The following is a 23561-nucleotide window of genomic DNA, read 5'->3' as shown; positions in this document are numbered from 1 at the left end:
ACCTCGACGGTGACCGGGGCCCTGCGGCGTTCCGGAGCTCTTCCGCGCGCCTACCGCAGCTCCGCCGGCTTCGTACGGTCCCGGTCGACCTTCTCCGTCCGTACCAGCTCACCCCACACGATGTAGCGGTACTTGGACGTGTAGACGGGGGTGCACGTCGTCAGCGTGATGTAGCGGCCGGCCTTCTTCACGCCGGCCTCCTCGGGCACCGGCGCGATCGCGTCGACGTCGTACTTCGACGTCTGCGGCAGCTCCGCGAAGACCTTGTAGACGTACCAGGTGTCCTTGGTCTCGAAGACGACCGCGTCGCCCTTCTTCACCTTGTCGATGTTGTGGAACTTGGCGCCGTGCCCGTCGCGGTGCGCGGCGAGCGCGAAGTTGCCCTCCGTGTCCGAGGGGAGGGCCGACTTCACGGGGTCCGTGTAGTAGCCGGCGATACCGCTGTTGAGCGTCTCGGTGTCGGTGCCCTTCTTGACCAGCACCTCGCCGTTCTTCATGGCGGGGACATGGAGGAAGCCGATGCCGTCCCCGGTGTCCAGCGCTCCGGGACCGCCCGCCCAGCGGTCGCGGATGGTGTTGCCCTGCTTGTCGGCCTCACGGTCGGCGAGCACATTGGTCCACCACAGCGAGTAGACGACGAACAGGCCGAGCACCAGACCCGCGGTGATCAGCAGTTCACCGAAGACGCTCACCGCCGTCGCGACGGGGTGCCGGCCTCTGCGGCGCACCGGGACCGCCGGCTCGTCGGTGCGCTCTTCGTGCTCGGTCCTCGCTGTCACCGCACCCGTCCCTGTCCTGAAGTCGTCCAGCCCGCGTCAGCCGACGAGCGCGTCGGGCTTCCCCTTGCTGCGCGGCCGTTCGTCGACCATTTTGCCCCACACGATCATTCGGTACGTACTCGTGAATTCCGGCGTACATGTCGTGAGTGTGATGTACCTGCCCGGACCGGTGAAGCCGGAACCCGCGGGCACCTCGTCGATCACGGACACATTGGACGGTGAGGTCTGCGGAAGGATCGAGGTCATCTCGTACGTGTAGTAGGCGTCCTGCGTCTCGACCACGATCGGATCGCCCGGCTTCAGCCTGTTGATGTAGCGGAAGGGCTCACCGTGGGTGTTGCGGTGACCCGCCACCGCGAAGTTCCCCTTCTCGGCCGAGGGCATCGCGGTCTTCAGCTTGCCCTCGGAGTAGTGACCGACCATGCCGCGGTCGAGGACCTTCTCCTTGCTGATGCCCTCGGCGATCGGCGCGACCACGTCCAGCTTGGGGATGTGCATGATGGCGAACCCCTTACCGGGTGCGAACTCCCCCGGGCTGCGCGCGCCGTTGGCCCAGTCGTCCTGGATCCTGTTCGTCTCCCGGCCGGCGATCTGGTCCGCGCGGACATTGGTCCACCACAGCTGGTACGTGACGAACAGCAGCATCAGCACGCCGAGGGTGATGAAGACCTCGCCGACGACCCGGCTGGCGACCACGGCCGGGCTGTCCTTGGCGGCGCGGGCCGCGCGCCTGGCCTCCAGCCGTGACATCGGGACCGCGGGCGCCGACGTCTCGGGCTCCTTGGCGCGCTGAGGTTCACCACGCCGTCTGCCACGCCCCTTGGCCGCCGCCGCCCGCCGCCGCTCCGCCCGGCCGCCCGTGGGAGGCGGTTCCTGGCCGGAGTCGGGGGCGGGGCCGGAGGCGGCGGATCCGTCCGCCCGGGACGCCTTCCGCGTATCGGCGGTCCGCAGAGCGACGGTCTCGTCGTTCAGGACCGGCAGGATGTCAGTGACCGGCAGGACGTCGGTGACCGGCAGGGCGTCGTCGGCCCGCCCGGTGGCGGCCGGCCCGGTGGAAGGCGTGGGCGTCAGCGTGGGTTCAGACGCCGGCTCGGGGACGGGTGCCGCCTGCGCCGGGGGAGGCGTCCCCTGGCCGGACAGCGCGGCCGTCCCCTGCACAGTGCCCGCGGCAGGGGCCGTTTCCGGCCCCTGGTGCCCGTACCAGTCCCTCTGATACCCCTCCGGGTCGTACCACTCGCCCGGGGGCTCCTCCGGCCCCTGAGCCGCCGCCTGTGGCATCTGCCCCGCCTCGCCGCCGAGTGACTGGGCACTCTCCGCGCGGAACCAGGGCGAGGTGTGCTGCCCGGGCAGCGGATCGTTGAGCGGGTCCGCGAGCTGCTCGACCGCCGCCTCGAACGTGCCGTCCGGTTCGTACGCTCCCTGTTCGTACGGGCCTTCCTGCCCGGCGTGGGGGCGGGGTGAGGTCACGCGGCGGCCTTGCCCACCACCGGGGCCAGCCCCGCCGATCTCCCGACAGCGCCCTTGTCACCGCACTGTTCCAGCCAGTTGGCGAGCATCAGGTGGCCATGCTCCGTGAGCACCGATTCGGGGTGGAACTGCACGCCCTCCACCGCGTGTTCACGATGGCGCAGGCCCATGATGATGCCGTCGGCGGTGCGCGCGGTGACTTCCAGCTCGGGCGGGACGGTCGCGGGCTCCACGGCGAGCGAGTGATAGCGCGTCGCGGTGAACGGGGACGGCAGACCGGCGAACACGCCCTCGCCCTCGTGCAGCACGGGGGAGGTCTTGCCGTGCAGAAGCTCCGGGGCGCGGTCCACCACACCGCCGTAGGCGACGGCCATCGACTGCATCCCCAGACAGACGCCGAAGACCGGCACCCCGCTCCCCGCGCAGTGGTGCACCATCTCGACGCAGACGCCCGCCTGCTCGGGGGTGCCGGGGCCCGGTGACAGCAGGACGCCGTCGAAGCCGTCGTCGGCGTGCGCCGTGGTCACCTGGTCGTTGCGCACGACCTCGCACTCGGCGCCGAGCTGGTAGAGGTACTGGACGAGGTTGAAGACAAAGCTGTCGTAGTTGTCGACGACGAGAATGCGTGCGCTCACTGACCGGCTCCCGCTCCGCTGGTGCCATCGCCGTCCACCGTCACATCACCGAACGGGAGCAGGGGCTCCGCCCAGGGGAAGACGTACTGGAAGAGCGCGTAGACAACGGCCAGGACGAGCACGAGCGAGATGAAGCCCCGCACCCATGCGTTGCCCGGCAGATGCCGCCAGATCCAGCCGTACATGCTGTTGCCTCCATTCGGTACGGCACCAGACTAAACGGCCCGGGCTCAGGCGTGGGTCAGCTGTGGAAAGCCGCTGTCAGCCCACAGGTTGTGCGTGGTGGAGGTCCACGGTGCCCGCGTAGCCGGGAAGCTTCAGCTTGTCGTGCTCCTCGACCTCCCATCCCAGCCCGTACGCCTTCACGTACAGCTGGTAGTTCTGGATCGCCGTGGAGTCGTCGAGCGCCTGCTTCAGCTTCCCCCGGTCGCCGACGGCGGTGACCTTGTACGGGGGCGAGTAGACCCGCCCCTGCAGGATCAGTGTGTTGCCGACGCAGCGCACCGCGCTGGTGGAGATCAGCCGCTGGTCCATCACCTGGATCCCACGGGCTCCGCCCTCCCAGAGGGCGTTGACCACGGCCTGGAGATCCTGCTGGTGGATGACCAGGTCGTTGGGCTGCGGATCGGGGTACCCGGGGTTGGCCGTGGCGTCGGCGGGGGCGTCGTTCAGCGTGACGGAGAGCGCCGCACCGGTGACCTCCGTGGTGCCCGCGGCCTTCTCCAGCGCGTCGAGCCGGGCGTCCTCGGCGCTGGTGCTCCCGTCGTCACGCCGGGCGAGGGTGTCGATGTCCTCGCGCACCGAAGCGGTCGACTCGTCCAGCTCCGCGTTCTTCTCGCTGCGCTGCTGAATGAGATCGGAGAGCTTGAGCAAGGAGGAGTCTGTCCGGATGTCGGTCCCCTTGGCCGTATTGGCGCTGGTCACGAAGATGAGCCCGGCCAGGGCGAAAACGGCAGCGGTGAGGCCTTGGACCGGCCACCGGGACATACGCCGGGCCGGACCTCGGGGAGAGTCGGCAGAATTGCTCAACGTACCCTTATCTCCTTAGGCGCCACGGAAGCACTACGCTAACGGACGCCCCGGGGAGGCAGCATTCCCCCTCGCGCCCCGGCGCCAGCCACAGATCCCTGCGCGGTCACGCAGCGCATCGACAGGAGAGTCCCTCGTGCCGAAGTCACGTATCCGCAAGAAGGCAGATTTCACGCCCCCGCCGACGAAGCAGTCGACGAGCATAAAGCTGACCAACCGCAGTTGGGTGGCGCCGGTGATGCTGGCGCTCTTCCTGGTCGGTCTGGCCTGGATCGTGATCTTCTACGTCACCGAGGGCGATCTGCCGATCGACGCTCTCGGCAACTGGAACATCGTGGTGGGCTTCGGCTTCATCGCCGGTGGCTTCGGCGTCTCCACGCAGTGGAAGTAGCTCTGCCCTGAAGTTACCCACAGAGTTATCCACAGGTGGGGGAAAAGGTCTGACGATCTGTGGATAACCTCCCTCGAAGTTGACGCCGGTGTGACTACACACTTACGCATCACGGGAGGCTGTGCCCCTTGTCCTGGCTGGTAGAACCCGGTTCAGCGACAAGGGGCACACCTGTTCCCCACGTCATGCACAAGATCCGGCACGCTCTGTGGACAACCGCACCCCTGGAGCAACGGATTCCGCTCAGGTGAGCGCGGCCGTCCTGAGGAGGACGGCGATCACGACCACCACGAAGACCAGTGCGCAGGTGCCGTACTGCACGAGATTCCGGCGCTCACGCGGGGCGTGGACCATGGCGATCCCGATCAGCGCCCCGGCGACAAGCCCGCCGACATGCGCCTGCCAGGCGATCGCTCCCCACGGGTTGAACGTGAAGATCAGGTTCACCACGAGGAGCGCGATCACCGGCCGCATGTCGTAGTTCATCCGGCGCATCAGCACGGCCGTGGCACCCAGCAGGCCGAAGATGGCCCCCGAGGCGCCGAGCGAGCCCTGCGCGGGGTCCTCGATCCAGTAGGTGAGAGCGCTGCCCGCCAGCCCGGAGAGCAGGTAGAGCGTGAGATAGCGGGCGCGGCCGAGCGCGCTCTCCAGCGGCCCGCCGAGCCACCACAGCCCCAGCATGTTGAAGGCGATGTGCCACACCTCCTGGTGCAGGAACATCGACGTCACCAGCCGGTACCACTGCCCCTCCGCCACGCCTTCGATGCCGGCCGACGGATCGCCCGAGTAGGCGCGGCCGAACAGCAGCAGATCGTCGACCAGCGGATATCCGGACTGCTTGGAGATCAGGACCGCGACGAAGACCGCGAGATTGATACCGAGAAGGATCTTGGTGATCAGCCTGGGGTCGGCGGCCACGCTTCCGCCCGCCAGGGTCCGGGGCCGGCTCGCCGCGGGGTGGTGGCCCGTACCGGTGCCTTCACGGACGCACTCGGGGCAGTGGAAACCCACCGAGGCCCCGATCATGCAGTCCGTACAGATCGGCCTCTCGCACCGCGTGCAGCGGATCCCCGTCTCCCTGCCCGGATGCCGGTAGCAGGTGGGTGGACCGCCCGCGGCCACGGACCTGTCCTGGTCTTCCGGCGGCTGCTGGTCCATCGGTCACGGCCCCTTCGGTCCTCGTCCGTACAGGGGGCACACATACGACCGCCCCGCTCGCCCGCTATGTAGCAGTACGGATGAGCAAGGCGGTTGGTTCCCGCTCGGTTCCGGCACGGTGGGCGGCCTGCCAGGTCAGCGGCCCCGGCGGGGCCCACCCTCCGGTCAGCGCGTCTCGATGACGACCGACTCGATCACCACGTCCTGGAGCGGCCGGTCGGTGCGCGGGTTGGCCGGCGCCGCGGCGATGGCGTCCACGACCTTCCTGCCCGCCTCGTCGGTGACCTCACCGAAGATCGTGTGCTTTCCGGTCAGCCAGGCGGTGGGCGACACCGTCACGAAGAACTGCGACCCGTTGGTGCCGGGTCCTGCGTTGGCCATCGCCAGCAGGTACGGCTTGTCGAACGCCAGGTCCGGGTGGAACTCGTCGCCGAACTCGTATCCGGGGCCGCCCGTGCCGTTGCCCAGCGGGTCGCCGCCCTGGATCATGAAACCGTTGATGACGCGGTGGAAGACAGTGCCGTCGTACAGCTTGTCGGTGGACTTCCGCCCGGTCTCCGGGTTGGTCCACTCACGCTCGCCCGTGGCGAGCTCGACGAAATTCCTGACGGTCCTGGGCGCGTGGTTCGGCAGAAGCCGGATCTCGATGTCTCCCAGATTCGTCTTCAAAGTGGCGTAAAGCTCCTCGGCCACGATCTGCCTTCCCTGAGTCTCCGCTGATGACCACCGATCCTCGCACGCGGTACCGGGTCCTCCGCACGGTCACGGCGCGGGATGGGCGGCACTCACCTCCTTGCCCGCTTTCCTGCACCTTTCCCACACGTACTGCGGGATTTATGCGGCCAACTGCCCGACGACACGGAGCGCGCCTGCGCGAACCGTGGCATCGTCGGCGACACGCTCCCCTTGCACCGCATTGCCCGAGAATGATGTTCATGACCCGGATGCCCGTCCCGCATGGCGCTCCATTCGTCGGCGGGCATGATTTCGAATTGGGTGGATAGGCGGAGTACCTACCCGCCACCAATGAGGAGGATCCCGTGACCCGCATCGACAGCGTGCGCGCCGCAACCTACTCGGCGAAGGACAGCGCGCAGCACGCCGCGGAAGTGGTGGCGCCTTACGCCGACACGGCCAAGGAACAGGCCACGCACTACGCGACCGAGGCTCGCGCACGGCTCGCGCCCAAGGTGTCGAAGGCAGCCGCGCAGGCCCGCGTCCAGTACGGCGCGTATGTCGCACCACGTATCGAGCAGGCGCTCGCCCATGTGCCCCCCAAGGTCGACGAGGCCGCGCAGCGGGCCGCCACCCGCACACGCAACGCCGCCCGCACCGCTGCGGACTACACCGTGCCGCGGGTCGAGTACGCGGTGGCGGCGAGCCGGCCCGTTGCCGAGGAGGCCACCGCACGCAGCACGGCCGCGCTTGCGGCTCTCCGTGGCCAGGTGACCGCCCAGGAGATCCAGAAACTGGTGCGCAAGCACGAGCGGCGGGCCAAGGCAGGCCGGGCGGCCAAGGGCCTCCTCGTGCTGGGCGCCCTGGCCGGCGGAGCCTTTGCCGCCTGGAAGTGGTGGGACAAGCAGGCCAACCCGGACTGGCTGGTCGAGCCCCCCGCTCCCACCGAGGTGGCCGACGACCGTGCGCCTCTGACCTCGGTCGACGGCAGCGGCTCGACCGTGCTCGACCCGGAGGTCCGCGCCAAGCAGGCCAAGGACGAAGCCGGATCGGACACCGCGAAGGGCGACGGCGACAACCGCGGCTGAGCACGGCCCACCCTGGACCGACAGCGGAGAGGGGCGCCGGAAGACCACATGGTCTCCGGCGCCCCTCTCTGTTTCACGTGAAACACCACGCGGGGCGGGCCGGAAACGCCGAGGAATCGGAAGGAGACACGTCAGCGCGACGGGCCAGCGGGCATCAGCCCCTCGTCGAACCGTCTTCCCCCGCCCTCACCAGACCGGTCTCGTAGGCGAGAACCACCGCCTGGACCCGGTCGCGCAGCTGGAGTTTGGCCAGGATGCGGGAGACGTGGGTCTTGACCGTGGTCGCGTCACGTATCAGGCCGCCGACACCTTCTGGACCCTGCAATGGGCGGAGACCGGTGTCTTCCTCGGTCTCGCCGTCGCCCTCGGTGCGCTGTGCGTCCGGTGGACGCGCAGACACCTCGGCTGACGGATTCGACCATGCCCGTGGTGCTGACGTATCAGCACAGAGAATCGGGACAAAAGAACCCCTCCGACCGCGTTTCCGCAGGTCAGAGGGGTTCCTAGATGTGGAGCCTAGGAGATTCGAACTCCTGACATCTGCCTTGCAAAGGCAGCGCTCTACCAACTGAGCTAAGGCCCCGAATACAGAACACCGCAGGACACATCCCTGCCGCGATGTCCGTCGCAGTACAGAGTACCGGGTGACCCCCCGAATCCTCCAAAAAGATTGGGGCTCCCGGCTCGCAACGGCGCTCCGTAAGATGCAGGACGAGGTTCGCAGCAGCGAAGCCGCAGCGAAGGGGAGACGCAATGGATGCAGCGCAGCAAGAGGCGACGGCCAGAGCCCGGGAGCTCCAGCGCAGCTGGTACGGAGAGCCGTTGGGCGCGCTCTTCCGCCGGCTGATAGATGACCTCGGCCTCAACCAGGCACGCCTCGCGGCCGTGCTCGGGCTGTCCGCCCCCATGCTGTCCCAGCTGATGAGCGGACAGCGGGCCAAGATCGGCAACCCCGCTGTCGTACAGCGGGTCCAGGCCCTTCAGGAGCTCGCGAGCCAGGTCGCGGACGGCAGCGTCAGCGCGGGAGAGGCGGCCGACCGAATGGAAGAGATCAAGAAGTCGCAGGGCGGATCGGTCCTCACCCACACCGGTCAGACCTCGTCCACGGGTGGAGCCCCCACCGTGCGTCGTGTGGTCCGCGAGATCCAGTCGCTGCTGCGGTCGGTGTCGGCGGCCGGCGACATCATCGATGCGGCGGACTCCCTCGCCCCGGCCCACCCCGAGCTGGCAGAGTTCCTCCGGGTGTACGGAGCGGGACGCACCGCGGACGCGGTCGCGCACTACGAAGGCCACCAGAGCTAGCACGGACTCCAGCGCCCCGGGGGCGTCCCCAGGGGGGCGGGGCCGTGGCAGTATCCCGACAGCCGGGGCACGAACCGAAACGGGAACGGGAGCGGGCGCAGCGCAATGGGTGAGGTCTTCGCTGGTCGGTACGAGCTGGTCGATCCGATCGGACGGGGTGGGGTCGGCGCCGTCTGGCGCGCCTGGGACCACCGCCGCCGCCGGTATGTGGCGGCCAAGGTCCTGCAGCAGAGCGACGCGCACACGCTACTGCGCTTCGTCCGTGAGCAGGCCCTGCGGATCGAGCATCCGCATGTGCTCGCCCCGGCCAGCTGGGCCGCCGACGACGACAAGGTCCTGTTCACGATGGACCTGGTCAGCGGGGGGTCGCTGGCCCATGTCATCGGCGACTACGGCCCGCTCCCCCCGCGCTTCGTCTGCCTCCTGCTCGATCAGCTGCTGTCCGGGCTGTCCACGGTGCACGCCGAGGGGGTCATCCACCGCGACATCAAGCCGGCCAACATCCTGATGGAGGCGACCGGTACGGGCCGGCCGCATCTGCGGCTCTCCGACTTCGGCATCTCGATGCGCAAGGGTGAGCCCCGGCTCACGGAGACCAACTACGTGGTGGGGACGCCCGGTTACTTCGCACCCGAGCAGATGATGGGAGCGGAGCCCGACTTCCCGGCGGACCTGTTCGCCGTCGGCCTCGTCGCGCTCTATCTGCTGCAGGGTCAGAAGCCGGACTCCCAGGCGCTGATCGAGTACTTCGCCGCGCACGGCACCCCGGGCGCACCGAACGGTGTGCCGGAACCCTTGTGGCAGGTTCTGGCGGGCCTGCTGCAACCGGACCCGCACGCCCGTTTCCGTACGGCCACGGGTGCGCGCAAGGCGCTGACGGCAGCGGTCGAGATGCTGCCGGACGCCGGACCTGACGACGATCCGGTCGAGGTGTTCGACCAGATCGGTCCGCTGCCCGCGGGCTTCGGCCCCCAGGGCCCCGAGGGACCCGCCACAGGGCCCGACGCACCCGGCAGCAGCCCTCAGGCGTCCGCGCCGGCCGCCGGGGGCACAGCGCCCGCCCAGCCCCAGGCCCTCCAGCCCTCGCAGCAGCCCTACGCGCCGCAGCAGGGCCCCGGCCAACAGCCGTACGGGCCACCGCCGTCGATGTCGGAGACGGGCAGCTTCCATCTCGCCCCGCCCCCGCAGCACTCCGCGCCGATTCCGCACCCTGCGCAGCCGCACACACCGTCCGCCCCGGTTCCGGCGCACTCGGCGTCGCCCTACGCCTCCGAGGGCGCTCAGGACCCCTCCCAGGCCGCCACCTCCGCGGTGCCGTACGGGACGCCGCCCACCCGCGCCTACACGGCCCAGGGCCCGCTGGCCTCGAACGCGGCGGCGCCCGCGCCCGCGCCGTTGCCCGTCAAGCGGCCAGGACCGTCCCCGAAGGTGACGGTCCCGGTGCTCGTGGTGGCGCTGATCTGCTTCGCGGTGGGGATCTGGGCACTCACCCAGGCCTGAGCGGCGTTCCTTCCTGGAGCGCGGGCGCTCCTTCCTGGAGCGCGCCCTACCAGGCCTGCGGCGGACCGCCGTACGGCGGCTGCCCGCCCGGGGTCGGCGGCGGCGTCGCGGGTACGGCCCGGCGCCTGGCCAGCAGCATCCATGCCCCGAGTCCCAGCACCAGGACGGACCCCGCGCCGATTCCCGCAGCGGCGACCGTCCTCATCGTGTCGCTCCTACCGGCCTCCGGCGCGCTCTGGCCGCTCCTGGCCATGTCCCTGTCGCCGTCGGTGACCCCGAAGATCCCGGCGTCCCCCTGGTAGGGCGACGCCTTGCTGTCACCCACGACCTTCACCTTGAGCGTCAGCCCGATGGGGGCGTTCCCGTAGTGCTCGGCGACCTCGGGCGAGAGGGACACCGAGAGGTAGTACCACCCGGCGAAACGCATGGCGCTGACGTCCGCCCCCGCGTCGTAGCGGTTCTCGTACGCCACCGGGGGCAACGGGTCCATGGCCACGGAGTTGGGCGCCCCCGAGTACGACAGGGTCGCGTCGTCGACATGGCCGCCCATCGGGTTGTCCAGGGCGAGCGCCAGGGCGTTGCCGAGGTATTCCGTCGACTTGCCGCTGTTGCTCAGCGCGGCCGTGGTGAAGATCTGCTGGCCCCAGTCGACGGGTACCCGGTAGAAGAGGGTCTGCCCCGGCTCGATGGCGTCGACCCACTCACCGGACTCCAGGCTGGTGGCGTCGTAGAAACTGGTGCCACCGGACCGCTTCCGATGTCCGGACGGCGGGGCCGGCGAGGCCGAGGACCAGTTCTCCGGTGCCTCGGTCGGCAGGGACGCACCGTCCTTCGGCGCAGGCTCGGACTCGTAGCGCAGCTCCAGGTCCCAGGCCTCGGGGGACGACGTCGCCTTGCTCTCCCGCTCGATCAGGACGTTGTACGTACCGCTCGCCGCACACGTGGTGCTGTCCTTCTCCACGATCCGGCCGACGTACGCGGCGATCGGACGCGGGAACTCCGCCGACTCGAAGCTCGCGTCCTCGGAGCCGCACTGCGTGTCATCGAGATCCCTGATGCTGATCGTGATGCCGTCGCCGTAGGCCACCTTCCCGCCGGTCTTCGGCACGGCCACCGCGGAGACGTACGCATCGGTCTTGTCGTCCAGCTCAAGACGGTAGTAGAGCTTCTGGCCGTTCTTGATGGAACTCCGGTAGACCGACCCGGGCTTCAGCTCCGCCGCGTCCGCGTTGGTCTCCGCCCCCTGCACCGTGGCCGCCGCGGGGTCGAAGGTGTACGCCGCAGGACCGTCGGCCGCGTGCGCCTGCCCCGGCATCGCCGCCGCGCACACCGCCGCGATCACCGCGAGCGTCACCCGGCCCCTGTGCGTCACCCGGCCCCTGTCGCGCTGCCTGTTCACGCACGTCCCCTCGTCGTCTGCCTGCCTGTCCTGCGCCGGGCGCGTACGAGCAGGAACCCGGCGACCAGTGCGACCAGGGCGCCCGCTCCGCCCGTGGCCGCGATGCCGGTCCATCCTGCCCCGCCCGCACCACTGCTGTCTGCGGGCCTCAGCCGTATTGCCGCCATTGCCCGACTTGGTACCGTCGGCTTTCTCCGCCAGGGCGGGGCCCGTAGCCGTACTGGGGGGGGCCGGCCAGCGCGTCCCCGACGACCGCCACCCGGAGCACCACGCCGATGCGCGGGTTCTCGGCGATCTCGGCCACCTTCGCCCCCAGGGGCTGTCCGGTCACCCTTCAGGCGGTACCCGCCGGCCGAGAGCTGCGCGGACCGCTGGAGTTGCCGGGCGAGCGCGCCCGCGTCCGGGGCGTCGCAGTAACGCCCGTTGCCCGCCCCAACGATGACGGCCGCTCCTGTCCTGCGGCGGTGCATCCCTGCCGGAATCCGTGTACTCACGGATTCCCCGCAGGCCACCCGCACCTCACGATCACTTTGCTCATGCAAGCTAATGATTTACAGAGGTGAACTCACGGGTGCGGCTGTCACGGTCCCGCGACAGCGGGCCCCGGGCAGCAGAAAGCCCCGGCCGCTCGGCGACCGGGGCTTGTAGCAGACTGTTCCGTCTCACACACCTGAACCTGCGGGCACGGAGTCGGTCGCCTCCGTCCACAGATCCTGCTCGGCGCGATCCGCCTGGATCTGGCGGTACACGAGGAGCCCGCCGATGGCGGCCAGTGCGACCAGGAGAAGCTTCTTCACCGCGCGACCTCGTCTTTCCTTGACGTAAGGGACTTCTGGCGCCCGACTATACACACCGGCCGATACCGATCGGTGACCTCCCCGGCACCCGGCCATCGGCCGCTCCCGACCCCTGTCGAACCCTCCCCACACCCCCCGGGACGGCTTTTCCGAGCCGGTTGAACCATAAGAGTGGTGTTCATCGGAAGATCGACGCAGCGGGGGCGTCGGTCCCGGTTTCCAGGGCCCGGATCCACATCATCGGAAAGGTAAGCAAACCGGACCACCTGAAAGCGAGGGGCCATGAGCACCTTCAGGGTCAAGAGCATCTGGACCGCCTTCATCACCGCCTTCTTCGCACTTCTCGCGTCGCTGGGCCTCGCCACCGCCCAGGCCACGGCCGCGGAGCCGACGGTCACGAGCCACGAGCACACGGGTGCGAACCCGGCAACCGCGACCACGCCGTCGGTGCGATGGACCCTTCCGCGTGACAGGGCGCTGCCACCCACGATGAAGCAGCGCATCCGCGCCGAGGCCCACGGCTCTTCACCGGCCACCCGCCAGCTGTCCACCGACACCACGGACGCCGCGCACGCGACGCACAGCACCCACTCCGCACACAGCGCCACACCTGCCGGGGGCTCAGCCCCTCTCCCACCCTGAGGGCGCCGCTGACGCCCCCAGGCCCCTGATCCGGTACACACCGGCGGGGGCCTTTTCCATGTGCCCGTACGCACGCCCTGCACCTGCGGGGCCCTTTGCGCGTGCCGGTAACGCGTCCCCGTACGCGTACAGACACCCGCCAGAAGGCCATTGGCCATTCCCATGTGCACGCACGCACCCGACGTACGACGTAGGCCCCCCACCGTCTCCGGTGAGGGGCCTTTCGTGCTGGTGGGGCTAACAGGATTTGAACCTGTGGCCTCATCCTTATCAGGGATGCGCTCTAACCAACTGAGCTATAGCCCCGCCGCGCTGCTGCGCTGACTTCTGAAGATTAGCGCACGTCGGGGCCAGTCCCAAAATCGATACCCGGCGTCCTACTCGTCCTCGGCGAGCGTGAGCTCCACACCGCCCACGAAGCCCGCCGAGAGGTTGTAGATGAACGCGCCCAGCGTCGCCAGCGCGGTGGCCAGCACCACGTCGATCACCGCGATGACCGAGGTGAAGATGAGGACGCGCGGCAGCGACAGGAACGACTGGAGGTCGAAGCCGTTGCTCTCGTTCGAACCGGTGGCCTCGCTGATCGTGCCGCCCACCGTCTCGAAGACGCCCATCGCGTCCATGACCATCCACAGGACCGCGGACGCCACCACCGTGCAGATGCCGAGTGCGATGGACAGCAGGAAGCTGACCTTCATCACCGACCACGGATCGGCCTTCGCCACCCTCAGACGCGCCTTACGGGTGCGCGGAGTGGTCCGCGCACCGGTCCGGGGCAGCCGGGCCCCCTGCGGGCCGCCCACGCCCTGTGCGCCGCCGTGCGTCCCACCACCCTGTGTGCCTCCGCCGCCCTGCGTACCGCCCACAGGGGACTGGTACGCCTGCGGCGGGTGATAGGGCCCAGCCTGGCCCTGCGCGGGCTCACGCTCACCGGGCAGTGGCCCGGTCGCGTACCCCTCGTACTGCGGCTGAGGTCCCCGAGTGTCCGTCACAGTGCCCCCTTGGGAGTCCGTGGCAGGGCCACGGGCGCCGTGCGCGCCTGCTCCGGAAGCGGCCGACCCGGCGCCCGTGGCTCCACTCACGCTCTACTCCTCGTGCTCACCGGCCGAAGGCGCCGTGCCCTCGACTGTGCCCTCGACCACGCTCGTGGCATCGGCCTCGACCGTGGCGCCTTCGGCCTCATCGGTCCCGTCGACCTCTTCGGCCTCGCGACCGGCCTCGGCGTTGCGCGCGATACCGACGACGGCATCACGCTTGCCCAGATTGATCAGTTGGACGCCCATGGTGTCACGGCCCGTCTCCCTGACTTCATTGACTCGCGTACGAATCACACCACCGCCGAGCGTGATGGCGAGGATCTCGTCCGCTTCCTCCACCACCAGTGCGCCGACGAGCGAACCACGGTCCTCGACGATCTTGGCGGCCTTGATACCCAGGCCGCCACGGCCCTGGACGCGGTAGTCGTCGACAGCGGTCCGCTTCGCGTACCCGCCGTCGGTGGCAGTGAACACGAACGTACCGGGCCGGACAACATTCATCGAGAGCAGTTCGTCGCCCTCGCGGAAACTCATGCCCTTGACACCCGAGGTGGCGCGGCCCATCGGCCTGAGCGCCTCGTCCGTCGCGGTGAACCTGATGGACTGTGCCTTCCTGCTGATGAGCAGCAGGTCGTCCTCGGCCGACACCAGTTCCGCACCGATCAGCTCGTCGTCCTCGCCGCTCTCCGTCTCCCGGAGGTTGATCGCGATGACGCCACCGGAGCGCGGCGAGTCGTAGTCCTTGAGCGAGGTCTTCTTCACCAGACCGCCCTTGGTCGCCAGGACCAGGTAGGGCGCGGCCTCGTAGTCGCGGACCGCGAGGATCCGCGCGATCTGCTCGTCCGGCTGGAAGGCCAGCAGGTTCGCGACGTGCTGGCCACGCGCGTCCCGGCCGGCGTCCGGCAGTTCGTACGCCTTGGCCCGGTAGACACGGCCCTTGTTCGTGAAGAACAGCAGCCAGTGGTGCGTCGTCGACACGAAGAAGTGGTCGACGATGTCGTCCTCCCTCAGCTTCGTGCCCCGCACGCCCTTGCCGCCGCGCTTCTGCGAGCGGTAGTCGTCCGTCTTCGTGCGCTTGACGTAGCCGCCGCGCGAGATGGTGACGACGATGTCTTCCTCGGCGATGAGGTCCTCGATCGACATGTCGCCGTCGAAGGGCACGAGCTTCGAGCGCCGGTCGTCGCCGAACTTGTCGACGATCGCCGCCAGCTCCTCGCTGACGATCTGCCGCTGCCGCGCCGGCGACGCGAGGATCTCGTTGTACTCGTTGATCTTCGCCTGGAGCTCGTCGTGCTCGGCGGTGATCTTCTGGTGCTCCAGCGCGGCCAGGCGGCGCAGCTGCATCTCCAGGATCGCGTTCGCCTGGATCTCGTCGATCTCCAGCAGGCCCATCAGGCCCTCACGCGCGATCTCCACGGTGTTGCTGCGACGGATGAGGGCGATGACCTCCTCGATGGCGTCGAGCGCCTTGAGCAGGCCACGCAGGATGTGCGCCCGCTCCTCGGCCTTGCGCAGCCGGAACCGCGTACGCCGGACGATGACCTCGATCTGGTGCGTCACCCAGTGCCGGATGAACGCGTCGATCGACAGCGTGCGCGGCACCCCGTCGACGAGCGCCAGCATGTTCGCGCCGAAGTTCGACTGCAGGTCGGTGTGCTTGTAGAGGTTGTTCAGCACGACCTTGGCGACCGCGTCACGCTTCAGCACGACGACCAGCCGCTGCCCCGTACGCGAGGACGTCTCGTCGCGGACGTCGGCGATGCCGCCTACCTTGCCGTCCTTGACCAGGTCGGCGATCTTCTGCGCGAGGTTGTCGGGGTTGGTCTGGTACGGAAGCTCCGTGACGACCAGGCACTGCCTGTTCTGGATCTCCTCGACCGCGACGACCGCCCGCATGGTGATCGAGCCACGGCCCGTGCGGTACGCCTCCTCGATGCCCTTGCGGCCCACGACCAGCGCGCCGGTCGGGAAGTCCGGGCCCTTGATCCGCTCGATGAGGGCGTCCAGGAGCTCCTCGTGCGAGGCCTCCGGGTGCTCCAGGTACCACTGGGCGCCGGCGGCGACCTCACGCAGGTTGTGCGGCGGGATGTTGGTCGCCATACCGACCGCGATGCCCGCGGAGCCGTTCACCAGGAGGTTCGGGAAGCGCGCCGGCAGAACCGTCGGCTCCTGGTTGCGGCCGTCGTAGTTGTCCTGGAAGTCGACGGTCTCCTCGTCGATGTCCCGGACCATCTCCATGGACAGCGGCATCATCTTGCACTCGGTGTACCGCATGGCCGCGGCCGGGTCGTTGCCCGGGGAACCGAAGTTGCCGTTGGAGTCCACCAGCGGCATGCGCATCGACCAGTGCTGTGCCAGCCGCACGAGCGCGTCGTAGATCGAGGAGTCGCCGTGCGGGTGGTACGTACCCATGACGTCACCGACGACACGGGCGCACTTGTAGAAGCCCTTCTCGGGCCGGTAACCGCCGTCGTACATCGCGTACAGCACGCGGCGGTGGACGGGCTTGAGACCGTCCCGCACGTCGGGCAGCGCACGCGACACGATGACGGACATCGCGTAGTCGAGGTAGGAGCGCTGCATCTCCGTCTCGAGCCCCACGGGATCGACACGCATGCCGACGCCCGGGACGGCGGGCTCCTCGTCGGGCATCACAGGGGTGTTCTCGTCGGCCATTGCTGGTCAAAGTCCTTTCGGGCTGCGGCTTGGAGGGGCCGACTCAGATGTCGAGGAAGCGGACGTCCTTGGCGTTGCGCTGGATGAACGAGCGCCGCGCCTCGACGTCCTCGCCCATCAGCACGGAGAACAGGTCGTCGGCCTGCGCCGCGTCGTCCAGCGTGACCTGGCCGAGCACACGGTGGTCGACGTCCATCGTGGTGACGCGCAGCTCCTCGGCGTTCATCTCACCGAGACCCTTGAAGCGCTGGATCGAGTCTTCCTTGATCCGCTTGCCGTTCTGCTTGCCGAGCGCCACGAGGGCGTCGCGCTCGCGGTCCGAGTACGCGTACTCGAAGTCGTCACGGCCCCACTTGATCTTGTAGAGCGGCGGGCGCGAGAGGTACACGTGCCCGGACTCCACCAGCGGCCGCATGAACCTGAACAGGAAGGTCAGCAGCAGGGTGTTGATGTGCTGGCCGTCGACGTCGGCGTCCGCCATCAGAATGATCTTGTGATAGCGGAGCTTCTCGATGTCGAAGTCCTCGTGGACCCCGGTACCGAAGGCCGAGATCAGGGCCTGCACCTCGGTGTTCTGGAGGATCTTGTCGATCCTGGCCTTCTCGACGTTCAGGATCTTGCCCCGGATCGGCAGGATGGCCTGGTACATCGGGTTACGGCCGGACTTCGCCGAGCCGCCTGCGGAGTCACCCTCGACGATGAAGATCTCGCACTTCGTCGGGTCGTTGGACTGGCAGTCACTCAGCTTGCCGGGCAGCGAGGCGCTCTCCAGCAGCCCCTTGCGGCGGGTCAGGTCGCGGGCCTTACGGGCCGCGACACGGGCCGTGGACGCCGCGATGCCCTTACGGATGATGTCGGCCGCTTCGTTGGGGTTGCGGTCGAACCAGTCCGTCAGCTGCTCGTGGACGACCTTCTGGACGAAGGTCTTCGCCTCGGTGTTGCCCAGCTTGGTCTTCGTCTGCCCCTCGAACTGGGGCTCGCCCAGCTTCACCGAGATGATCGCCGTCAGACCCTCGCGGACGTCCTCACCGGTGAGGTTGTCGTCCTTCTCGCGCAGCAGCTTCTTGTCGCGCGCGTAACGGTTGACCAGGGAGGTCAGCGCGGCGCGGAAGCCCTCCTCGTGCGTACCGCCCTCATGCGTGTGGATCGCGTTGGCGAAGGAGTAGACGCCCTCGGTGTACTGCGTGTTCCACTGCATGGCGATCTCGGCCGAGAGGAGTCGCTCCTTGTCCTCGGCCTCGATGTCGATCACCGACTGGTGAATGAGGTCTCCCTTGCGGGAGTTCAGGTACTTGACGAAGTCGACGATGCCGTTCTCGTAGTGGTAGGTGACCGTCCGGGTCGGCTCCTCGTCGGGGACGTCGACCGCCTCGGCGCTGTCCGCACCGGCCGTTGCCTTCGCCGCCTCGCGCTCGTCGGTGAGCTTGAGGGTGAGGCCCTTGTTGAGGAACGCCATCTCCTGGAAGCGGCGCGCGAGGGTCTCGAAGGAATAGTCGGTGGTCTCGAAGATGTCTCCGTCGGCCCAGAAGGTGACGCTCGTCCCCGACTCGTCGGTGGCCTCGTGACGGGCCAGCGGGGCGGTCGGGACACCGAGCTTGTAGTCCTGGGTCCAGCGGTAGCCGTCGGTCCTGACCTCCACGGCGACCCGTGTGGACAGGGCGTTGACGACGGACACGCCCACGCCGTGCAGACCGCCGGAGACGGCATAGCCGCCGCCGCCGAACTTGCCGCCGGCGTGCAGCACCGTGAGGACGACCTCGACGGCCGGCTTGCCCTCGGAGGGCACGATGCCGACCGGGATACCGCGCCCGTTGTCGACCACGCGCACCCCGCCGTCGGCGAGGATCGTGACGTCGATGGTGTCCGCGTGCCCGGCCATCGCCTCGTCGACCGAGTTGTCGACAACCTCTTGCACGAGGTGGTGGAGACCGCGCTCACCGGTCGACCCGATGTACATACCGGGTCGCTTGCGGACCGCGTCCAGGCCCTCGAGCACAGTGATCGCGCTGGCGTCGTACGAGGTGGTGACCTCGCCGTGCTCACCGGCTGTGGACGGGATGTTCTCGTTGGGGTTGCCGGAATCGGCCACGAAGCGCCCTTTCTGGCACAGCACAGGCCGTTCTCCGGCTGGCGGGAGCGGCTGCGTCGTTCGGCTTGTATCGACGACTCCCGCGAAGGAGCGGGATTGTGCACCAGTCTACCGGTAGCGCCGACATGAATGGGGGTTTGCCGGTGCCTGAGTACGCATGTGCCGCCCTGGACGAGCGGCTCACGACTCCCCATATTGGGGAAGGGGCCCCGGGAGGCTCACGACGTCATTGCGCGCTTCGGGCTGTCAACCTCCCGCTACGGTGAGGGACGCATCGCACTCCTCGCGCGATCCAGATCCACCCATAGCCGCACAGAACGGAAAGCCCGAGGTTCCGGTGAACCGGGACAGACACGGGCGAACCGCTTCCCCGGTCGTCTCCGCCACATGTCGGTCCACGCAGGACGCGGACGAGGAAAAGGCCTGCTCAGCCGTAGGTGTCGCCCGGTCCCCTGCTTCCAGGAGTCCGCAGGGGGCCGAATCTGCGCTGCGGACCGCCGGGACCGAGCACTTTGATCATCCGCACGGTGCCATGGCCGAGGTCCGTGTTCAGCCGGGCCACCAGCTGCGGCGCCAGCAGCCGCAGCTGCGTCGCCCACGCCGTCGAGTCGCACTGCACCGTCAGAACCCGCTCGGCCGGATCCTCGTCGTACCGCACCGGCACACAGTGGTTGGCCAGATCGTCACCGACGATCTGGGGCCAGCGGCCCATCACCCCGCCGACCGCCGCCGGGGTCTCCCAGCCCCGCTCGATGATCAGCCGGTTGATCGCCGAGCCCAGGGCCAGCGGATCACGGCCGTCGGACCGGGCCCCGGACCGCAGACCGCCACCCCGCCTCGCCTGGTTCTTCTGCTGCGCCGCTGCGCCCCTGGCCCGGGCCTGCTCCTTCGCCGCACGCAGGGCCACCCGCGCCAGGTCCACGCCGGACACCTCCGGCTGCTTGGCCTGGCCCGGTGCGGGTCCTTGCTCCGCCGGGCCCGTGGGCCCCTGCGCGTCCGGGTCGCTCACAGCCGCTCCACCGACCCCGCGGACACGGCGTACCTGGCTCCCGCCAGCACCGCGGGGACGTCGTCGTCCACGGCCGCCGTCACGAGTACCTGCTCACCGGGGGCCACCAGCTCCGCCAGCCGCTCGCGACGGCGCGCGTCCAGCTCGGCGAACACGTCGTCGAGCACCAGCACCGGCTCGGGGCCCTCGGTGCGGAGCAGCTCGTACGAGGCGAGCCTCAGCGCCAGGGCGTACGACCAGGACTCGCCGTGGCTCGCGTACCCCTTGGCCGGCATTCCGCGCAGGCCGAGCACCAGGTCGTCGCGGTGCGGACCGACCAGGGTCACCCCGCGCTCGATCTCCTGCTTGCGCGCCGCCACCAGGGCCGCCATCACCTGCTCGTACAGCTCCTCGCGGGTGCGCTCGGGTCCGACATCGGCACCGGCCGAGCTGCGGTACTCCAGCGTGACGGGTCCACCGCCGGGGGCGACGTCCGCGTACGCCTTGTCCGCCAGCGGCGACAGGGTCGCGATCAGGTCGAGCCGCTGCGCCAGCAGCTCAGCCCCCACCCGGCCCAGGTGCTGGTCCCACACGTCGAGCGTGGAGAGGTCCATCGAGCGGCCGCCGTGTCTGCGGGCCAGGGCGGCGGACTTCAGCAGGGTGTTGCGCTGCTTCAGCACCCGGTCGTAGTCGGAGCGGACCCCTGCCATGCGGGGGGACCGCGCCGTGATCAGCTCGTCCAGGAAGCGCCGGCGCTCGCCCGGATCGCCCTTCACCAGGGCCAGGTCCTCGGGGGCGAAGAGCACCGTCCGCACTATCCCCAGGACGTCACGCGGTCTGACCTGCGACGACCTGTTGATACGGGCCCGGTTGGCGCGGCCCGGATTGAGCTCGAGCTCGATCAGCTGCGAGCGCTCGCCCTGGGTGACCGCGGCCCGTACGACGGCGCGCTCCGCGCCCATGCGTACCAGGGGAGCGTCGGATGACACCCGGTGGCTGCCGAGGGTCGCGAGATAGCCGACGGCCTCCACCAAATTGGTCTTGCCCTGTCCGTTGGGCCCCACGAACGCGGTGACGCCCGGGTCGAGAGGGACCTCGACCCGGGCGTACGAGCGGAAGTCGGCCAGCGAGAGATGCGTGACGTGCATGGTCGCCGACCCTTCCGACTGCGTGTTCTGTTCCTGCTCTGCTTCTGGTCCTGCTTCTCGCCCTACTTCTTGTTCTCGACCGCGTGGCCGCCGAACTGGTTGCGCAGCGCGGCGATCATCTTCATCTGCGGCGAGTCGTCCTGGCGCGAGGCGAAGCGCGCGAACAGGGACGCGGTGATCGCGGGCAGCGGCACCGCGTTGTCGATGGCGGCCTCGACCGTCCACCGGCCCTCGCCGGAGTCCGCGGCGAAGCCACGGAGCTGGTCGAGGTGCTCGTCGTCGTCCAGCGCGTTGACCGCGAGGTCGAGCAGCCAGGAACGGATGACCGTGCCCTCCTGCCAGGAGCGGAAGACCTCGCGCACATCGGTGACGGAGTCGACCTTCTCCAGGAGCTCCCAGCCCTCGGCGTAGGCCTGCATCATGGCGTACTCGATGCCGTTGTGGACCATCTTGGCGAAGTGGCCGGCGCCGACCTTGCCCGCGTGGACGGAACCGAAGTCACCCTCGGGCTTGAGGGCGTCGAAGACCGGCTGGACCTTCTCGACGTTCGAGGTCTCGCCGCCGTACATCAGGGCGTAGCCGTTCTCCAGGCCCCAGACACCGCCGGAGACACCGCAGTCGACGAAGCCGATGCCCTTGATGCCCAGCTCGACCGCGTGCTTCTCGTCGTCCGTCCAGCGGGAGTTCCCGCCGTCCACGACCACGTCACCGGGGGAGAGCAGCTCGGCCAGCTCGTCGACGGTGGACTGGGTCGCGGCACCGGCCGGGACCATCACCCATACGACGCGCGGCCCCTTGAGCTTGCCCACAAGCTCTTCGAGGCTGTGGACATCGGCGACGTCCGGGTTGCGGTCGTAACCGATGACGGTGTGGCCTGCGCGGCGGATGCGCTCGCGCATGTTGCCGCCCATCTTGCCGAGGCCGACGAGACCGAGCTCCATCAGAGATTCCTTTTGCGTTGTGCCGATTCGTACCCGGACCGAGCCTACGCCCGGCCGGGACGGCACGGCGGAGTGCAGCACGGAGGGCCCGCTCTGCGCTGAGCTGCCCGCCGACAACTGCCGTGACTGGGAACGACCGCCGGATCAGCCTGAGAGGCGGACCGGCATGATCAGGTACTTGTACGCGTCGTCCGCCTCGGCGTCGACGGCCGGCCGGCCGCTGAGCAGGGCGGGCTTGGTCGACGTCGTGAAGGAGAGCTGCGCGACCGGGGAGTCGATCGCGCTGAGCCCGTCCAGCAGGAAGGTCGGGTTGAAGGCGATCGAGATGTCGTCGCCCTCCAGCACGGCGTCGACTCGTTCCACAGCCTGTGCGTCGTCGCTGGAACCGGCTTCGAGGATGAGCACACCCTGTTCGAAGCTCAGCCGCACCGGGGTGTTGCGCTCGGCCACGAGAGCCACACGCTTGACGGCCTCGACGAACGGGGCGGTCTCGATGACCGCGACCGAGTTGAACTCGGTGGGGAAGAGCGTCCGGTACTTCGGGAGGTCGCCCTCCAGGAGCCGTGTGGTCGTACGGCGACCCGCGCCCTCGAAACCGATGAGCCCTTCGCCCGCACCCGAGCCGGACAGCGCCAGCGTCACCGTGTCACCGCTGGTCAGCGCCTTGGCGGTGTCCAGGAGCGTCTTGGCGGGCACCAGGGCCACCGCCGAGGCCTCGGCGTTCTCCGGCTTCCACAGGAACTCGCGGACCGCGAAGCGGTAGCGGTCGGTCGACGCGAGGGTGACGGTGTCGCCCTCGATCTCGATCCGGACGCCGGTCAGGACGGGCAGCGTGTCGTCACGCCCGGCCGCGATGGCGACCTGGGCCGCGGCGGAGGCGAAGACCTCGCCGGGGACGGTGCCCGTGGCGGTCGGCATCTCCGGCAGGGCCGGGTACTCCTCCACAGGCAGTGTGTGGAGTGTGAACCGCGAGGAGCCGCAGACCACCGTGGCCCGTACACCGTCTGTGGAGATCTCCACCGGACGGTTCGGCAGGGCGCGGCAGATGTCGGCGAGCAGCCGGCCGGAGACGAGCACCGTGCCGTCCTCCTCGACCTCCGCGTCCACCGAGACCTTGGCCGAGACCTCGTAGTCGAAACTGGAGAAACTGAGGGCCCCGTCCTCAGCCTTCAGCAGAAGGCCCGCAAGAACGGGCGCCGGCGGACGGGCCGGGAGGCTGCGGGCCACCCAGGCCACCGCCTCCGCGAGTACATCGCGCTCCACCCGGATCTTCACCGGAACCGCCTCCTGCTGTTGCTCGCTCGCCCTGCTGGCCTTCGTCGTCTGACCGGGGCTCCCCGCCGAGGGGCTGGGGAGACCGCCGGGGTCCAGTCTGACGTACGGCGCCGACACTCGTTGCTGCTCGGGGTCAAGTCGCGCCAAGAGGTTCGCCGAGCTCGCCGCTCGAGTTGTGCACAGGCCCCGCTTCGAAGCTGATTCCTGGCTAACTCTGAGTGGTAGTAGTAGTAGGCCCTGTGGAAACCGTGGATAACGTCGTTTCCCCAGGTCAGAAGCTGTTTTTTGTCCACCGACCCTGTGGGTGGCACCAGTGGACAACTCTGCGTTTCTGTGGACACGCGAAAGTTCTGCACACCCGATGCACAGGGCGGGGTGACTTCTCCCCAGGCCTGTCCCCAGCTTTACCCACGTTCCCCACAGCCCAACCAAGGGACCACGTGTGACGCCTTTCACTCTCGACAGTGAATGCGGGTGTCACGTTGCCGAACAGTGGACAGGGGTGTGGAGAAGCTGGGGACAACAAGGCCGCGCCTGTGGGCCGC

General features: G+C 69.0%; 22 protein-coding genes, 2 tRNA genes and 1 pseudogene. 5 read left to right on the top strand and 20 right to left on the bottom strand.

Translation table 11 applies throughout. From position 1 onward, the window contains the following. Positions 1 to 50: 50 nt before the first annotated feature. The 5 genes from OG623_RS17470 to OG623_RS17450 all read right to left on the bottom strand — a co-directional run bounded on the left by OG623_RS17470 (position 51) and on the right by OG623_RS17450 (position 3868). Complete coding sequence (locus OG623_RS17470; RefSeq protein WP_406147541.1) at positions 51 to 779, bottom strand: class E sortase; 729 nt, start codon at positions 777 to 779, stop codon at positions 51 to 53. Positions 780 to 815: 36 nt separating this feature from the next. After that, complete coding sequence (locus OG623_RS17465) at positions 816 to 2246, bottom strand: class E sortase (protein ID WP_406147539.1); 1431 nt, start codon at positions 2244 to 2246, stop codon at positions 816 to 818. Continuing rightward, positions 2243 to 2881 (bottom strand): aminodeoxychorismate/anthranilate synthase component II, encoded by a 639-nt coding sequence (locus tag OG623_RS17460; protein ID WP_406147537.1) that lies wholly within the window; start codon positions 2879 to 2881, stop codon positions 2243 to 2245. Before OG623_RS17460 ends, OG623_RS17465 begins: the two co-directional genes overlap by 4 nt. Next, entirely contained in the window at positions 2878 to 3066 is a 189-nt protein-coding gene (locus OG623_RS17455) for a hypothetical protein (RefSeq protein ID WP_362886265.1), read from the bottom strand. The genes OG623_RS17460 and OG623_RS17455 overlap by 4 nt, the downstream gene beginning before the upstream one ends. A 76-nt stretch (positions 3067 to 3142) precedes the next feature. Next, on the bottom strand, positions 3143 to 3868 hold the full coding sequence (locus OG623_RS17450; RefSeq protein ID WP_406147536.1) for a DUF881 domain-containing protein: 726 nt from the start codon (positions 3866 to 3868) through the stop codon (positions 3143 to 3145). A gap of 178 nt (positions 3869 to 4046) precedes the next feature. Here OG623_RS17450 and crgA point away from each other — a divergent pair, with 178 nt between their 5' ends. Continuing rightward, entirely contained in the window at positions 4047 to 4301 is a 255-nt protein-coding gene (crgA, locus tag OG623_RS17445) for a cell division protein CrgA (RefSeq protein WP_362886269.1), read from the top strand. Between the two features lie 243 nt (positions 4302 to 4544). Here the strand turns inward: crgA and OG623_RS17440 are convergent, their stop codons facing one another. Then, positions 4545 to 5459: a rhomboid family intramembrane serine protease gene (locus OG623_RS17440; RefSeq protein ID WP_406147534.1), complete on the bottom strand. Its 915-nt coding sequence runs from the start codon at positions 5457 to 5459 to the stop codon at positions 4545 to 4547. A 165-nt stretch (positions 5460 to 5624) separates the two neighbouring features. Next, on the bottom strand, positions 5625 to 6152 hold the full coding sequence (locus OG623_RS17435) for a peptidylprolyl isomerase (RefSeq protein ID WP_406147532.1): 528 nt from the start codon (positions 6150 to 6152) through the stop codon (positions 5625 to 5627). Between the two features lie 347 nt (positions 6153 to 6499). On the opposite strand from OG623_RS17435, the gene OG623_RS17430 reads away from it, so the two are divergent. Further along, entirely contained in the window at positions 6500 to 7222 is a 723-nt protein-coding gene (locus tag OG623_RS17430; protein ID WP_406147531.1) for a DUF5324 family protein, read from the top strand. Positions 7223 to 7376: 154 nt separating this feature from the next. On the opposite strand, the pseudogene OG623_RS17425 reads toward OG623_RS17430, so the two are convergent. Next, positions 7377 to 7505, bottom strand: a pseudogene (locus OG623_RS17425) (LuxR C-terminal-related transcriptional regulator); the annotation flags it as partial. A gap of 227 nt (positions 7506 to 7732) precedes the next feature. Then, positions 7733 to 7805: transfer RNA gene (locus OG623_RS17420), tRNA-Ala, on the bottom strand. Between the two features lie 170 nt (positions 7806 to 7975). Between OG623_RS17420 and OG623_RS17415 the strand changes: the two genes are divergently transcribed. Further along, the gene (locus tag OG623_RS17415; protein WP_362886289.1) at positions 7976 to 8524 is read left to right on the top strand and encodes a DNA-binding protein; all 549 of its coding nucleotides are present in this window, start codon (positions 7976 to 7978) and stop codon (positions 8522 to 8524) included. Positions 8525 to 8629: 105 nt separating this feature from the next. Further along, positions 8630 to 10024 carry a serine/threonine protein kinase gene (locus OG623_RS17410; RefSeq protein WP_406147529.1) on the top strand — a complete coding sequence of 465 codons (1395 nt, stop codon included), beginning with the start codon at positions 8630 to 8632 and terminating at the stop codon, positions 10022 to 10024. Between the two features lie 46 nt (positions 10025 to 10070). Here the strand turns inward: OG623_RS17410 and OG623_RS17405 are convergent, their stop codons facing one another. The 3 genes from OG623_RS17405 to OG623_RS17395 form a co-directional block, all read right to left on the bottom strand. Continuing rightward, a complete protein-coding gene (locus OG623_RS17405) occupies positions 10071 to 11423 on the bottom strand; it encodes a hypothetical protein (RefSeq protein WP_406147528.1) in 1353 nt (450 codons plus the stop codon). Continuing rightward, on the bottom strand, positions 11420 to 11590 hold the full coding sequence (locus tag OG623_RS17400) for a hypothetical protein (RefSeq protein WP_406152141.1): 171 nt from the start codon (positions 11588 to 11590) through the stop codon (positions 11420 to 11422). The genes OG623_RS17405 and OG623_RS17400 overlap by 4 nt, the downstream gene beginning before the upstream one ends. Before the next feature lie 495 nt (positions 11591 to 12085). Continuing rightward, positions 12086 to 12220 (bottom strand): DLW-39 family protein, encoded by a 135-nt coding sequence (locus OG623_RS17395; protein ID WP_003958712.1) that lies wholly within the window; start codon positions 12218 to 12220, stop codon positions 12086 to 12088. A gap of 282 nt (positions 12221 to 12502) precedes the next feature. On the opposite strand from OG623_RS17395, the gene OG623_RS17390 reads away from it, so the two are divergent. After that, positions 12503 to 12862, top strand: coding sequence for a DUF6344 domain-containing protein (locus OG623_RS17390; RefSeq protein WP_406147527.1), 360 nt, complete (start codon positions 12503 to 12505; stop codon positions 12860 to 12862). A 229-nt stretch (positions 12863 to 13091) separates the two neighbouring features. Here OG623_RS17390 and OG623_RS17385 read toward each other — a convergent pair. The 8 genes from OG623_RS17385 to dnaN form a co-directional block, all read right to left on the bottom strand. Then, positions 13092 to 13168, bottom strand: a tRNA-Ile gene (locus tag OG623_RS17385). A gap of 71 nt (positions 13169 to 13239) precedes the next feature. Continuing rightward, the gene (locus tag OG623_RS17380; protein WP_406147526.1) at positions 13240 to 13854 is read right to left on the bottom strand and encodes a DUF3566 domain-containing protein; all 615 of its coding nucleotides are present in this window, start codon (positions 13852 to 13854) and stop codon (positions 13240 to 13242) included. A gap of 93 nt (positions 13855 to 13947) precedes the next feature. Next, a complete protein-coding gene (gene gyrA, locus OG623_RS17375; RefSeq protein ID WP_406147525.1) occupies positions 13948 to 16575 on the bottom strand; it encodes a DNA gyrase subunit A in 2628 nt (875 codons plus the stop codon). A 43-nt stretch (positions 16576 to 16618) separates the two neighbouring features. Continuing rightward, positions 16619 to 18688, bottom strand: a complete 2070-nt coding sequence (gyrB, locus tag OG623_RS17370; protein WP_406147523.1) for a DNA topoisomerase (ATP-hydrolyzing) subunit B — start codon at positions 18686 to 18688, stop codon at positions 16619 to 16621. Between the two features lie 403 nt (positions 18689 to 19091). After that, positions 19092 to 19595: a DUF721 domain-containing protein gene (locus OG623_RS17365; protein WP_406151872.1), complete on the bottom strand. Its 504-nt coding sequence runs from the start codon at positions 19593 to 19595 to the stop codon at positions 19092 to 19094. 74 nt (positions 19596 to 19669) lie between these two features. Then, complete coding sequence (gene recF, locus OG623_RS17360) at positions 19670 to 20800, bottom strand: DNA replication/repair protein RecF (RefSeq protein WP_406147521.1); 1131 nt, start codon at positions 20798 to 20800, stop codon at positions 19670 to 19672. A 62-nt stretch (positions 20801 to 20862) separates the two neighbouring features. After that, positions 20863 to 21741, bottom strand: a complete 879-nt coding sequence (gnd, locus tag OG623_RS17355) for a phosphogluconate dehydrogenase (NAD(+)-dependent, decarboxylating) (RefSeq protein WP_362886305.1) — start codon at positions 21739 to 21741, stop codon at positions 20863 to 20865. Positions 21742 to 21885: 144 nt separating this feature from the next. Further along, complete coding sequence (gene dnaN / locus OG623_RS17350; RefSeq protein WP_406151870.1) at positions 21886 to 23016, bottom strand: DNA polymerase III subunit beta; 1131 nt, start codon at positions 23014 to 23016, stop codon at positions 21886 to 21888. Positions 23017 to 23561 lie beyond the last annotated feature (545 nt).

It is taken from the genome of Streptomyces sp. NBC_01012 (assembly GCF_045162755.1).
Classification (GTDB): domain Bacteria; phylum Actinomycetota; class Actinomycetes; order Streptomycetales; family Streptomycetaceae; genus Streptomyces.
The sequence above is the reverse complement of the archived record's forward strand: the minus strand, read 5'-3'. Positions and strand labels throughout refer to the sequence as shown.